The sequence below is a fragment of the Flavobacterium sp. FlaQc-30 genome, from assembly GCF_044005885.1.
In the GTDB taxonomy this organism is placed as follows: domain Bacteria; phylum Bacteroidota; class Bacteroidia; order Flavobacteriales; family Flavobacteriaceae; genus Flavobacterium.
On sequence record NZ_JBIPCO010000009.1, the window covers coordinates 156,920 to 169,842 of the forward strand.

The following is a 12,923-nucleotide window of genomic DNA, read 5'->3' on the forward strand; positions in this document are numbered from 1 at the left end:
GGGCAGTACAACAAATACATCTTCGGGGTGTAGCGTAGCCCGGTTATCGCGCCTGCTTTGGGAGCAGGAGGCCGCAGGTTCGAATCCTGCCACCCCGACAAAAGCCGAACAGAAATGTTCGGCTTTTTTGTTTTTAATTCCATTATAGACTGTTTTACAAGAAATTGCAGTACCACAGAGTAACTAATCCTTTTTTTTCTATTAATAAAAAATAATCCTCTCTAATAATTTTAGAAGCCTAAAAATTAAGAAATTACTAATGGAACACAAAAATTTTGCCTTTATAAAGGCAGACAAAAAATTGATTAAAGTTTTCTTTAACGACATTACTATTATAAAAGGACTAGGAAATTATGTAGAAATTCACACCACATTCAATAAAAAATATCTCTATTACAAAACGTTAAAAGACTTAATTCAAAGTTTACCCAATGAGTTTATGCGTGTTCATAATTCATATATAGTAAATTTGACAAACATTGAATATTTTGAAGACAATCAAATTGTAATAAAAGATTTAAAAATTACAGTAGCAAAAAGTTACAAAGATTGCTTTGTAAATGCAATTAATAAGATAATGCTATAAGTTAATTATATAAAAGAGAAGTAAAAGTAAATAATATAACCAGCAAAGTAAATAATAAAATTTTGAAGCATTTTTATTCGTTCTAATTTCGATAAAAATCTCATTATTATGAAAAAAGAAATTGCAATAAATTGTATTGAAACACACAGCCTTATAGGTATAAAAGCAGGCTTGCACAGGGAAACCTTTTTAGACATTTGGATGATTGTTGCTAATGACAGAATTTTTGCCAGATCATGGGGCTTAGCCGAAAAAAGTTGGTATAATACTTTTTTACAAGACCCTAAAGGGCAAATAAAATGTGGCGAAAATATTTTTAACATTAAAGCAATTGTTCCCATTGACAAAAACGACTTAACTCCAGCAATAAACAATGCTTACTTAACAAAATACAATACAGATCACAATATTGAATATGCAAAAGAAATAATTAAAGCAAAACATATTGAAAAAACTTTAGAATTCATTATCACAGAATAATTAGACAGAAGATAACGTAGTTTCCAAACCATTCATTCAAATTACAATTTTAAAGCTTATATTATTACACTATAATCAAGCTAATTAGGACCTTCTTTATCCCTCAACAGCCTTTCGATAATATAAATATAACTTAATGCATTTGGTTAAATTTTTTAAATAGGCTTTTTTTGCAAACCATATAGAAACATTTAAATGAAAAAAATAGCCCTCTTTATTATTTTAATTATTTCGACATTAGCTGTTGCACAGAAAAAAGCAACTACAAAAGAACCAAACATAAAGACCGAAAAATACACTTTATACAAAACCCATGCGCATGCTTCTTATTACAACGACAAGTTCAACGGAAAGCGAACAGCCAGCGGCAGAAGATTCAACAACAGTAAATTTACGGCTGCTCATAAAAAGCTTCCATTTGGAACAAAACTAAAAATCACAAACGAAAAAAATAATAAATCTGTTATTGTAGAAGTTATCGATCGAGGCCCTTACAGCAAAAGAAGAGAAATTGATCTTACCAAAAAAGCTTTTATGAAAATTGCCTCAAATAAAGGAAGCGGTTCGCTTAAAGTCAAAATTGAAGTTTTAAAAAACTAAACCGCAAACAAATCAATTAAAGCAATTCCAGCCTGACTGCCTTGCGGGGCTTCAGCAAAAAATTCAGAAGGAAACATTTATTTTTTGAGTTGATCTCAAAAATCAAGTCACAATTCCTGCCTTTTTACCAAATCAAAAGACGAAACTGAGCAAAATTTCGTTATTCTTTTGAACATACATCAAAAATTAAATCTGTAAAACACGCACCGCACAACGATTAACCAACGTTTATTAAATGTTTACAAAATAGATTTTCAAAAACCATAAATAATTGTATTTTTACGGTTCAAAATTCAGAAAATAAATGGGCAAAATCATTGCGATTGCTAATCAAAAAGGAGGCGTTGGAAAGACAACTACATCAGTAAATCTTGCTGCCTCATTAGGTGTTTTAGAAAAAAAAGTATTACTTATTGATGCTGATCCTCAGGCAAATGCTACATCTGGCCTTGGGATTGATGTTGAGACTGTAGAAATTGGAACTTACCAAATACTTGAACATAGCCACACGCCAAAAGAAACTATCATCCAATGCACAGCACCAAATGTTGACGTGATACCTGCTCACATTGACCTTGTTGCCATCGAAATTGAATTGGTTGACAAAGAAAATAGAGAATACATGCTTAAAAAAGCATTAGAAAGTGTTAAAGAAGAATATGATTATATCATTATCGACTGCGCTCCTTCGTTAGGTTTATTAACCTTGAATGCTCTAACAGCAGCTGATTCTGTAGTAATTCCAATTCAATGCGAGTATTTCGCACTTGAAGGATTAGGAAAGCTATTAAATACTATAAAAAGTATTCAAAAAATACACAACCCAGATCTTGATATCGAAGGATTATTACTTACCATGTATGATTCAAGATTGCGTTTATCAAATCAGGTTGTAGAAGAAGTTCAAAAACACTTTAACGATATGGTTTTTGATACCGTAATTCAGCGAAATGTTAAATTGAGCGAAGCTCCAAGTTTTGGCGAAAGCATCATTAATTATGACGCAACCAGCAAAGGAGCAGTTAATTATATTAACCTTGCTCAAGAAATTATAAAGAAAAACAGTAAATAGTTTTTATGACAAAAGCAATTAAAAAACAAGCCTTAGGAAGAGGATTATCAGCATTATTAAAAGATCCGGAAAACGACATTGTATCAGTAGAAGACAAAAATGCTGATAAGGTTGTTGGAAATATTATTGAGCTTGAACTAAGTGCTATCGAAATAAATCCGTTTCAGCCTAGAAGCAATTTTAACGAAGAATCATTACGCGAGTTAGCCACTTCTATCAAAGAACTTGGTGTAATTCAACCTATTACTGTTCGAAAATTAGATTTCAATAAATACCAATTAATTTCTGGAGAACGTCGTTTACGTGCTTCAACTTTATTAGGTTTAACTCACGTTCCGGCATACATTCGTATTGCAAATGACAATGAGTCTTTAGTAATGGCTTTGGTTGAAAACATTCAACGTCACGACTTAGACCCAATCGAGATTGCACTTTCATACCAGCGTTTAATTGACGAAATTCAATTAACACAGGAACAAATGAGTGAACGTGTTGGAAAAAAACGTTCTACAATTGCCAACTATTTACGTCTTTTAAAACTTGATCCAATTATTCAAACTGGAATTAGAGATGGTTTTATCAGCATGGGACACGGACGTGCTATTATCAATATTGAAGACTTAGATGTTCAAACTGATATTTATCAAAAAATCGTAAGTCAGAATCTATCTGTTCGCGAAACAGAAACTTTAGTAAAAAATTATCACGAAAGTTTAAAACCAAAAGCAGAACAAAAACCAAAATCTGATTCTTCATTTATGGTTAGAGAAACTCAAAAAAACTCTTTCAATGATTATTTTGGTTCAAAAGTTGATATAAAAGTCGCTGGCAATGGAAAAGGAAAAATTACAATTCCTTTTAGTTCTGAAGCCGACTTTAATCGAATTATAAAATTAATTAACGGATAGTGAATAAGATTGTCCCCATAAGTTTATTGTTCTTTCTCATAGGAACCGTTTCTCTTTTTGCTCAAACAAAAAAAGACACGGTTTTGGTTGTTAAAGACACGAGTAAATTACAAGAAATTGACCCTTTGACACCAGCAAAAGCAGCATTTTATTCTGCAATTCTACCCGGCTTAGGTCAAGCCTATAATAAAAAATACTGGAAAATACCATTAGTTTACGGTGCCATAGGAACCAGCTTATACTTTTACATCGATAATAATAAAAAGTACCATGATTATCGTGATGAATACAAACGCAGACTTGAAGGTTACGGACCTGGAACTGGCGGAAAGTACGATTATCTAGATGACAGCAGGCTTATTGCTGGTCAAAAATTCTACCAGCGAAACCGAGATTTATCAGCCCTTTTTGTTGTTGCTTTTTACGCTTTAAATATTATCGATGCCAACGTCGATGCTGCCTTGATTCAATTCAACGTAAACGAAAGATTATCATTACGCCCGGAAATTTATCCTGCCGATGTAACTTTTAAACCAAATGTTGGACTAACTTTTAATTACCACTTTTAACAGTCTTTAAAGGCTTTTAAAACAAAAAAAATATAAAATGAAAATTGCACTATTAGGATACGGAAAAATGGGTAAAGTAATCGAAAGAATTGCTTTAGAAAGAGGTCATGAAATTGTTTTAAAGAAAGATGAATTCAATACTTACGACGGACTTTCAACTGCTGATGTCGCTATTGACTTTAGTGTTCCTACTGCAGCCGTAGATAATATTTCAAACTGCTTTCACGCAAATGTTCCTGTTGTTTCTGGAACAACTGGATGGCTGGAACACTTTGACAAAATGGTTGCCCTATGCAACGAAAAACAAGGCGGATTTATTTCAAGTTCAAATTTCAGCTTAGGAGTTAATATTTTCTTTGAGCTTAATGAATATTTAGCCAAAATAATGTCGCAATTTGATTCATACAAAGTATCGATGGAAGAAATTCATCATACTCAAAAACTAGATGCTCCAAGCGGAACAGCTATTTCTTTAGCAAAAGGCGTTATTGAAAACAGCAGTTATGCAAATTGGACTTTAGATGATGCTAAACAAGGTGAAATTCATATTGAAGCGAAAAGAATTGGAGACGTTCCCGGCACTCACACTGTAACATACGACTCAATTGTAGACAGCATCGAACTAAAACATACTGCTCACAATCGCGAAGGCTTTGCTCTAGGTGCAGTAATCGCTGCTGAATGGCTTGCTGGTAAAACAGGAATCTACAGCATGAAAGATGTATTAAATCTAAAATAAAACATACCAAACTTAAGACTTCTACATAAGGACAACTTAAAGTTTAAAACATAAAAAAACAAAAACTATGACACTATATTCTTGGTTCGTATTTTTCTTAGCAGTACAAATCATCCACTTTGTGGGAACTTGGAAACTGTATCTGGCAGCTGGCAGAAAAAGCTGGGAAGCTGCAATTCCAGTTTATAATTCGATTGTTTTAATGAAAATAATTGGCCGCCCAACTTGGTGGACATTTTTACTTTTCATTCCAATTATCAACTTAATTATGTTTCCTGTTGTTTGGGTTGAAACTTTAAGAACTTTTGGGAAAAAATCTACATTAGATACTATTCTAGGTCTATTTACTCTTGGTTTTTATATTTATTATGTAAACTATACTCAAAAATTAGAGTATAATGCAGACAGAAAACTGACACCTGATAACAAAACAGCCGATACGATCAGTTCATTACTTTTTGCGGTTATTGTTGCAACTTTAGTACACACTTACGTTGTTCAGCCTTATACAATTCCGACATCATCTCTTGAAAAATCTCTTTTAATTGGTGACTTCCTATTTGTGAGTAAAATAAATTACGGCCCTAGAGTACCAATGACTACCGTTGCATTGCCAATGGTTCACGACTCTATTCCGTTAACAAAAAGAAAATCATACTTAAGCTGGCCTCAATTACCTTATTTCAGACTGCCTGCGCTAGAAAAAATCAAACGCACAGACATTGTAGTTTTTAACTGGCCTGTTGATACCGTACATTATTTTTACGAACCAAAAGGAAGACCAGGCGTTATTAAACCTATCGATAAAAGATCAAATTACGTAAAAAGATGTGTTGGTATTCCTGGAGACAGCTTATCAATAAAAGATGGCTTTGTTTACATTAACGGAAAAAAATTAGTTTTACCAGAGAGAGCTAAACCGCAATACTCTTATGCTGTAGCTTTAGACGGAAAAACAAGTATTGATTTTGAATCGTTACTTAAAGAATTAGACATTACAGATCCAGCAGGTTTTAGAAGCGAAAAAAGAGACACCCTTTATTTTGGTTCATTAACCGAAGCGAGCGCTGAACGAATCAAAAATACTCCTGGTGTTACTGCTGTTGTACGAAAAATTGAAACAAGAACCAACAATGCTGTGTTCCCACATATCAATAAATGGAATGAAGACAATTATGGTCCAATTTATATTCCAGAAGCTGGAAAAACGGTTGCACTAACAAATGAATCTTTACCATTCTACAAAGACATTATCACGAATTACGAAGGAAAAAAACTAGAAATTCAAGGTTCTAAATTTTTAATTGACGGAAAACCTGCAACAACATATACCTTCGAACAAAATTATTACTGGATGATGGGAGACAACCGTCACAACTCTGAAGACAGCCGTTTTTGGGGTTACGTTCCAGAAAATCATATTGTTGGAAAACCAGTTTTTATTTGGATGAGTTGGGATACAAACGGAAAAGGCATCAACAAAATACGTTGGAACCGCGTGTTCACAACTGTTGATGGCGAAGGACAACCACAATCTTACTTCAAATATTTCTTAATTGTTCTTGGTCTTTACTTCGTTGGAGAATTCTTCTGGAGAAAAAGAAAAGAAAACAAAGCATAAAAAAAACGTTAATTCGTTGAACTGGTAAATCGTTTAATTGTTTCTCAAAAAGAACGATTAAACGATTTACCGATTAAACAAAAACCACAATGAACTCTTTATTACTTCCTACTTATTTTCCATCAATCAGCCACTTTGCTGTTATGGCGCAATCTGAGAATGTAACTTTTGAAATGGAAGATAATTTTCAAAAGCAGACTAATAGAAACCGCACATATATCTATAGTCCAAACGGAATTCAATTATTAAACATTCCAGTTAAACATTCAAAATCTGCACATCAGAAAACAAAGGATGTTTTGATCGAAAATGAATTTGACTGGCAAAAACAGCATTTCAAATCACTGGAAGCAGCATATAGGAGCTCGCCTTTCTTCGAATTTTTTGAAGATGACATTACCCCTATTTTCGAGAAAAAACACACTTTCTTGATGGATTTAAACTTGGAAGTTTTGGACATTACCACAAAATGTCTAAGAATGAAATTAGAATTCGCCAAAACAACTGAATACTTTCATGAGATCGAAAATATTTCTGATTTCAGATATTTAGCAAATGGAAAAAAAGATCAAAATTCATTCGAAAAATACACTCAGGTTTTTGATGACAAACATGGTTTCATCAACAATTTAAGTGTTTTAGATCTACTTTTTAACGAAGGAAAATTTGCGATGGATTACTTAAAAACACAAAAACTATTATAATATCCTTTTGAATTTTCGCTAAATAACAGCGAACAGCTAAAGCAATTTAAAAATTGAAAAATATCAATTTTATTCCATTGAAAGTCTAGCCATAATAGGATAATGGTCTGAATTCTCGAAATCAGGAAAGCTTTCAAAATGCTTTACTTTCATTTTACTATCTGTAAAAATATAATCGATTCTTGCTGGGTAATATCTAAATTTATAAGTTGCTCCAAAACCTTCGCCTGCTTCTTCAAAAGCATCTTTAAGTTTTCCTTTAATATTTCGGTACACATATGAAAACGGGCTGTTATTCATATCACCGCAAATAATAATTGGATTTTTACATTGCTTAATATTTTCTTTAAAAATCTCTGCTTGTTCCTGCTGCTGTGTAAATCCCTTACTGATTCGAGCATAAATACGCTGTGATTTTTTCTGATTTACATTATCTATATCATCTGAAATTTCGTTTACATCAGGCGAAATTTTAATGGACTGCAGGTGCATATTATAAACTCGAATAACGTCTTTTCCGCGTTTTATATCTGCGTAAATTGCGTTATTATCTGATTTAGGGAAAATAATATTCCCTTCGTTGATTATAGGAAATTTTGAAAAAATAGCCTGACCTGTTTTAATCTTTTTCCCATCTATAAAAATATAGCGGTGCGGATACACTTTTAAATCAAGATGAGCTGAATTAGAATACTCCTGAATACACAAAATATCAGGATCTTTTTCGTCGATAAAAGCTTTAATATTTGAAGGAATATCATCGCGATCTAACCATTTAAAAACATTAAAAAGACGAACATTATAACTCATTACTGAGAAATCTTTTTCGTTTTTAACATACTCTTTCGACGAAAACTTGTAGAATTTACTAATAAACGTTATTCCGGTTAACAAAACCAAACCAGACAAAATAAGGCGCTTTTTAAACTGAATTGCCCAGTAAATGAAGAAGAATCCGTTCATCACAAAAAAAGCCGGCATAAACAGCGTAAGCACCGATAAAAGAGGAAAACTTTTAGGTGCTAGAAAAGGTAAAATATAGATGCTGAATGTAAGTACAGTTAACACTATATTCAAAAAGAACATTACTTTATTAAACCACGAAAGGTTTTTCATATTTTTTGGCTGAAAGGATTATTTCCCTGCTTTAAATAAAAACTCTTTTTCTTCTTTAGTCAAACAATCATAACCAGATTGACTGATTTTATCCAAAATCTCATCAATTTGCTGCTGCGTTTTATCTTTAGTAACAATTCGTGAAGTTACTTTTTCTGTCGGTTTTTTATAGTTTTTATGAACTTTTGTAAATGGCGTTGTTGGAGATTTTCTAAACAAATTAGCAAAAAAGTCCAATATTTTAGAAACAATTTTACTTAAATCAGTTCCTTGCTGCAGCGATTTAATAAAGATAAAACCAAAAACAGCTCCTGCTAAATGAGAAATATGTCCACCCATATTATCTAAGCGAAACTGCATTAAATCCAAAATTAAAATTACACCTGTAATATGCCACAACTTTACATTACCAATCAACATTAAACGAATGTTCATTAAAGGCTGATACGTTGTAACAGCAACTAAAACAGCCATAATTGCAGCCGAAGCACCAACTATAGGCGCTGAAATATTTAAAAAGTAAAAACTTAGTGAAAATGCAACTCCAGCAAAAATGGCTCCCAAAATATACAGGCCTAAATATTGCTTTTGACTAAAAAAAGTTAAAAACAGATTGCTGGCAAAGTTTAAAACCATCATATTAAACAACAAATGCAAAAATCCATAATGAAAAAATGCATACGTTAAAAAAGTCCAAGGTTTAAACAGAAAAACCTGCGGGTCTGAAGACAATGCAATCCAATTTGGAAACACAAACTGACCGCTTGAAAACTGATAGAAAAAAATTAAAGAAATAAGAAAGCAGGCAATATTCCAATAAATTACTCGCATTGCGATTCCACCTAATTTATATTGGAGTTTTAAATCGTCAAGAATATTCATAAAGTCTTCTTTTGGTTTCTAAAATTAATTATTTAAAGTTAAAAATTAATTCCAACGATTGTTATTAAACTGATTTTTTTTCCAGTACCACATAATCATAAATCCAAAAAAAGCACCGCCAATATGGGCATAATGAGCAACTCCCGAATCAAGTCCCATCAGTGAACCTCCTAAAATTCCAAAAAAGCCATCATATAAAAGCATATAAACAGGTACAAAATATTTAGCTTTTATCGGGATCGGAATAAACATAATACCAAGTTCAGCGTTTGGAAACATAAAAGCAAACGCAACAAGCAATCCGTAAATAGCCCCAGATGCTCCAACCACAGTTCCTAGATACGCACTTGTAAAATGTTTAAATTCTGAAACAGTTAAAATTTGCTGCCATCTTGTATCAATTTTACCATCATTTAGCAAACTTAAAATATCGGCCTTATGAAAACCATTTGCCAAAAGAATATTCAAACTGTCTTGATAGAAATAATAATTTACCGCAAAATTTACTAAAGCAGCGCCTAATCCACAAGAAATATAGAAGAACAAAAATTTCTTTCCACCCCAAAAATGTTCAAGCGTTGAACCAAACGAATATAATGCAAACATATTGAAAGCAATATGAGCAAAACCACCATGCATAAACATATGAGTAATGGGCTGCCAAAATTTAAATCCAGGATTTTCTGGAAAAAAAAGTGCTAAATACTCATAAGAAACAGGCACTAATTGAGCACCTAAAAAAAATATAATATTAATTATAAGCAGTTGTTTTACAACGGGAGTCATATTCATCATAAGGCAAACTTTTTGTCTATATCTTCAACACGCATGGTGATGAATGTAGGTTTTTGAAAAGGTGAAATATTTGGATCTTTACAAGCAAACAAACCGTTTACGAGATTATCTTGTTCTTTTTCGGTTAAATAAGATCCTGTTTTAACCGCTAAACTTTTTGCCATCGATTTAGCTATAGTATCATTCTGGCTGTAACTGCTCGCTGGAATTCCGTCTTGCAAATCACTCAACAATTGTTCAATTACAAGAGAAACTTCACTTTCGGTAATATTTACCGGAATTCCCGAAATTACAATATGATCGGTTTTTGCCTCTTCAAACACAAATCCGGTGGTTTCTAGTGAAGGTTTTAATTCTTCAATCAATTTCATTTCTAATGAAGAGTAAAACAAATCCAACGGAAAAAGCAATTGCTGACTCGATGCTTGATTTACTGTCATATTCAACAAAAACTGCTCGTACAAAATACGTTGATGCGCACGATGCTGATCGACAATTATCATTCCAGACTTTATTGGCGAAACTATATATTTTTTATGTATTTGATACGTTTTCTGACTTGCTTGTTCTACCTCATCATCATTAAACAAAGATGAAGTTACTTCTTCATTCTCAAAATTAAAAGGCGAACTTTCAATACTTTCTGTATTTTCAGTATCCAAACCAACGTATAAACTTTCCCAACTTACTGTTGGCTCAACTCTTTTTGAATACCCCGAATAAGAGGAACCTGATGAAAAAGAAGAAGACGAAGATCCTGAACTATAACTAGAACCTGATCCGGAAGCTGCTTTTGAATAATGCTGATTGGTTTTATCATCTGTAAATGGATTAAAAGTTCCATCGACCTGAATTGTAGGCGTTTCTGCTTCTAAATCTTTGTAATGATAAGGTGTATCTAAATTTGAATCTCTTTCAAAATCTAAAACTGGAGCAACATTAAACTGTCCTAAACTATGTTTAATTGAAGCTCTTAAAATGGCATATAAAGCCTGTTCGTCATCAAACTTAATTTCAGTTTTAGTGGGATGAATATTAATATCTATTGTATTGGGCGGAACTTGCAGATACAGGAAATAACTCGGCTGCGAACCATCTTTCAAAAGTCCGTCATAAGCCGCCATAACCGCATGATGCAAATAACCGCTTTTTATAAATCGGTCGTTTACAAAAAAGAACTGTTCTCCCCTATTTTTCTTAGCAAATTCAGGTTTACAGACAAATCCTTGAACATTTATAATCTCAGTATCTTCATTAACCGGAACTAACTTTTCGTTGGTTTTACCAGACATAATCCCAACAATACGCTGACGATATCCTGCTGCAGGTAAATTGTACAACTCACTTCCGTTATGATAAAAACTAAAATGAATATTTGGGTGCGCCAAAGCCACACGTTGAAATTCATCCATAACATGACGAAACTCAACTGTATCTGATTTTAAGAAATTACGACGGGCTGGAATATTAAAAAATAAATTTTTAACCGCAAATGAAGTTCCTTTTGGTAAAACAGCTACCTCCTGCGAAACAAACTTACTTCCTTCGATTACAATATGCGTTCCCAATTCATCTTGATCCTGCTTGGTTTTCATTTCCATGTGGGCAATAGCCGCAATCGAAGCCAAAGCTTCTCCACGAAAACCTTTGGTACCAAGAGAAAATAAATCCTCAGCCTGACGGATTTTTGAAGTTGCATGACGTGCAAAACACAAACGAGCATCCGTAACCGTCATTCCAACACCATTATCAATAACCTGAACTAATGATTTGCCGGCATCTTTTATAATCAATTTAATATCAGTTGCTTTTGCATCTACAGCATTTTCTAACAATTCTTTTACGACTGAAGCTGGTCTTTGAACCACTTCTCCGGCAGCAATCTGGTTAGCAACGTGATCTGGAAGCAATTGAATAATACTCGACATTTAATATTTAGGATTGTAGATTAACGATTTAAGATTTTTGATTTGAAATCTAAACCAAGAGGTACAAATTTAGTAAATTTTGACTGGCTTTCAGAATATCTGCAATCATAAAAAAAACAAAAACCTCAATACTCTAAGAAACAGAAAGATTAAAGTTATTGAATTTTATTTTTAAAAGAAAATCAATTAACTTTTACCAACGCAAGTATTTTATTTATCGAAAATAAAAACAAATATACTAATCTGAATATTGGATTTTCGCTGACAAATTACCTTCAAAAAAAAGCATAAAAAAACCTATACTTTTTGACGGCATAGGTTTTTAATATTTTCAAAGCAATTATTATTTATTCCTTCTCAATTTTTCTAGGACCATCTTCTATCTGAAGAGCTCCTGACGAAAGCAATGGCTGATTAAAAGCATGTGCCATTGAAGCCTGCTGACGAATATAGGCCATTTTGATTGCTGCAATTGCCGCTTCGGTTCCTTTGTTTCCATGAACTCCACCGCTTCTATCAATAGATTGCTGCATGTTATTATCTGTTAAAACACAAAAAATAACCGGAATATCAGTTTGAACATTCAAATCTTTAATTCCTTGTGTAACGCCTTCGCAAACAAAATCAAAATGTTTGGTTTCTCCTTGAATTACGCAGCCAATTACAATTACTGCATCTACATTTTGTGTTTGCAGCATTTTCTTTGCACCATAAATTAATTCAAAGCTTCCTGGAACATTCCAGCGAATAATTTGCTGTGCAGGAACTTCACAATCAATTAATGCTTCAAAAGCACCATTATAAAGCCCTTCTGTTATAGTCTCGTTCCACTCAGAAACAACAATCCCAAATCGAAAGTCTTTCGCATTTGGGATTGTGTTTTTATCGTATTGTGATAAATTTTTATTTTCGGTAGCCATCTT

The 12,923-nt window shown here is 32.9% G+C and carries 14 protein-coding genes and 1 tRNA gene; 10 read left to right on the plus strand and 5 right to left on the minus strand.

All coding sequences use genetic code 11. From position 1 onward, the window contains the following. The first annotated feature begins 23 nt into the window (after nt 1-23). The 10 genes from ACHRV0_RS19085 to ACHRV0_RS19130 all read left to right on the plus strand — a co-directional run bounded on the left by ACHRV0_RS19085 (nt 24) and on the right by ACHRV0_RS19130 (nt 7,279). Nucleotides 24-98: transfer RNA gene (locus ACHRV0_RS19085), tRNA-Pro, on the plus strand. A gap of 161 nt (nt 99-259) precedes the next feature. After that, nucleotides 260-586 carry a LytTR family DNA-binding domain-containing protein gene (locus ACHRV0_RS19090; RefSeq protein WP_129024552.1) on the plus strand — a complete coding sequence of 109 codons (327 nt, stop codon included), beginning with the start codon at nt 260-262 and terminating at the stop codon, nt 584-586. Between the two features lie 108 nt (nt 587-694). Continuing rightward, nucleotides 695-1,066 carry a DUF2255 family protein gene (locus ACHRV0_RS19095; RefSeq protein WP_395442096.1) on the plus strand — a complete coding sequence of 124 codons (372 nt, stop codon included), beginning with the start codon at nt 695-697 and terminating at the stop codon, nt 1,064-1,066. A 195-nt stretch (nt 1,067-1,261) separates the two neighbouring features. Further along, a complete protein-coding gene (locus ACHRV0_RS19100) occupies nt 1,262-1,666 on the plus strand; it encodes a septal ring lytic transglycosylase RlpA family protein (RefSeq protein ID WP_395442097.1) in 405 nt (134 codons plus the stop codon). 304 nt (nt 1,667-1,970) lie between these two features. Then, nucleotides 1,971-2,738 carry a ParA family protein gene (locus ACHRV0_RS19105; protein ID WP_089055893.1) on the plus strand — a complete coding sequence of 256 codons (768 nt, stop codon included), beginning with the start codon at nt 1,971-1,973 and terminating at the stop codon, nt 2,736-2,738. A 5-nt stretch (nt 2,739-2,743) separates the two neighbouring features. Beyond that, nucleotides 2,744-3,646 carry a ParB/RepB/Spo0J family partition protein gene (locus ACHRV0_RS19110; RefSeq protein WP_089055892.1) on the plus strand — a complete coding sequence of 301 codons (903 nt, stop codon included), beginning with the start codon at nt 2,744-2,746 and terminating at the stop codon, nt 3,644-3,646. Next, nucleotides 3,646-4,215, plus strand: coding sequence for a DUF5683 domain-containing protein (locus ACHRV0_RS19115; RefSeq protein WP_089055891.1), 570 nt, complete (start codon nt 3,646-3,648; stop codon nt 4,213-4,215). The genes ACHRV0_RS19110 and ACHRV0_RS19115 overlap by 1 nt, the downstream gene beginning before the upstream one ends. Before the next feature lie 37 nt (nt 4,216-4,252). Continuing rightward, nucleotides 4,253-4,954 carry a 4-hydroxy-tetrahydrodipicolinate reductase gene (gene dapB / locus ACHRV0_RS19120; protein ID WP_395442098.1) on the plus strand — a complete coding sequence of 234 codons (702 nt, stop codon included), beginning with the start codon at nt 4,253-4,255 and terminating at the stop codon, nt 4,952-4,954. Nucleotides 4,955-5,021: 67 nt separating this feature from the next. Further along, entirely contained in the window at nt 5,022-6,575 is a 1,554-nt protein-coding gene (lepB, locus tag ACHRV0_RS19125; protein ID WP_129024556.1) for a signal peptidase I, read from the plus strand. Between the two features lie 89 nt (nt 6,576-6,664). Next, complete coding sequence (locus ACHRV0_RS19130; protein ID WP_395442099.1) at nt 6,665-7,279, plus strand: WbqC family protein; 615 nt, start codon at nt 6,665-6,667, stop codon at nt 7,277-7,279. Nucleotides 7,280-7,348: 69 nt separating this feature from the next. Here ACHRV0_RS19130 and ACHRV0_RS19135 read toward each other — a convergent pair whose 3' ends face one another. The 5 genes from ACHRV0_RS19135 to ribH all read right to left on the minus strand — a co-directional run bounded on the left by ACHRV0_RS19135 (nt 7,349) and on the right by ribH (nt 12,920). Further along, nucleotides 7,349-8,395, minus strand: coding sequence for an endonuclease/exonuclease/phosphatase family protein (locus ACHRV0_RS19135; RefSeq protein WP_164975036.1), 1,047 nt, complete (start codon nt 8,393-8,395; stop codon nt 7,349-7,351). Between the two features lie 18 nt (nt 8,396-8,413). After that, entirely contained in the window at nt 8,414-9,277 is an 864-nt protein-coding gene (locus ACHRV0_RS19140; RefSeq protein WP_395442100.1) for a rhomboid family intramembrane serine protease, read from the minus strand. A 45-nt stretch (nt 9,278-9,322) separates the two neighbouring features. Beyond that, nucleotides 9,323-10,072, minus strand: coding sequence for a rhomboid family intramembrane serine protease (locus tag ACHRV0_RS19145; protein ID WP_129024559.1), 750 nt, complete (start codon nt 10,070-10,072; stop codon nt 9,323-9,325). Further along, nucleotides 10,069-12,000 carry a DNA mismatch repair endonuclease MutL gene (gene mutL, locus ACHRV0_RS19150; RefSeq protein WP_395442101.1) on the minus strand — a complete coding sequence of 644 codons (1,932 nt, stop codon included), beginning with the start codon at nt 11,998-12,000 and terminating at the stop codon, nt 10,069-10,071. Before mutL ends, ACHRV0_RS19145 begins: the two co-directional genes overlap by 4 nt. A gap of 347 nt (nt 12,001-12,347) precedes the next feature. After that, a complete protein-coding gene (ribH, locus tag ACHRV0_RS19155; RefSeq protein WP_129024561.1) occupies nt 12,348-12,920 on the minus strand; it encodes a 6,7-dimethyl-8-ribityllumazine synthase in 573 nt (190 codons plus the stop codon). Between the last annotated feature and the right edge of the window lie 3 nt (nt 12,921-12,923).

What these genes read in the sequence shown, in the direction of transcription:
- ACHRV0_RS19090 (WP_129024552.1), top strand. Translation starts at nt 260, where the DNA reads ATGGAACACAAAAATTTTGCCTTTATAAAGGCAGACAAAAAATTGATT.
- ACHRV0_RS19140 (WP_395442100.1), bottom strand. Translation starts at nt 9,277, where the DNA reads ATGAATATTCTTGACGATTTAAAACTCCAATATAAATTAGGTGGAATC.
- ACHRV0_RS19100 (WP_395442097.1), top strand. Translation starts at nt 1,262, where the DNA reads ATGAAAAAAATAGCCCTCTTTATTATTTTAATTATTTCGACATTAGCT.
- lepB (WP_129024556.1), top strand. Translation starts at nt 5,022, where the DNA reads ATGACACTATATTCTTGGTTCGTATTTTTCTTAGCAGTACAAATCATC.
- ACHRV0_RS19095 (WP_395442096.1), top strand. Translation starts at nt 695, where the DNA reads ATGAAAAAAGAAATTGCAATAAATTGTATTGAAACACACAGCCTTATA.
- ACHRV0_RS19130 (WP_395442099.1), top strand. Translation starts at nt 6,665, where the DNA reads ATGAACTCTTTATTACTTCCTACTTATTTTCCATCAATCAGCCACTTT.
- dapB (WP_395442098.1), top strand. Translation starts at nt 4,253, where the DNA reads ATGAAAATTGCACTATTAGGATACGGAAAAATGGGTAAAGTAATCGAA.
- mutL (WP_395442101.1), bottom strand. Translation starts at nt 12,000, where the DNA reads ATGTCGAGTATTATTCAATTGCTTCCAGATCACGTTGCTAACCAGATT.
- ACHRV0_RS19145 (WP_129024559.1), bottom strand. Translation starts at nt 10,072, where the DNA reads ATGATGAATATGACTCCCGTTGTAAAACAACTGCTTATAATTAATATT.
- ribH (WP_129024561.1), bottom strand. Translation starts at nt 12,920, where the DNA reads ATGGCTACCGAAAATAAAAATTTATCACAATACGATAAAAACACAATC.
- ACHRV0_RS19110 (WP_089055892.1), top strand. Translation starts at nt 2,744, where the DNA reads ATGACAAAAGCAATTAAAAAACAAGCCTTAGGAAGAGGATTATCAGCA.
- ACHRV0_RS19135 (WP_164975036.1), bottom strand. Translation starts at nt 8,395, where the DNA reads ATGAAAAACCTTTCGTGGTTTAATAAAGTAATGTTCTTTTTGAATATA.
- ACHRV0_RS19105 (WP_089055893.1), top strand. Translation starts at nt 1,971, where the DNA reads ATGGGCAAAATCATTGCGATTGCTAATCAAAAAGGAGGCGTTGGAAAG.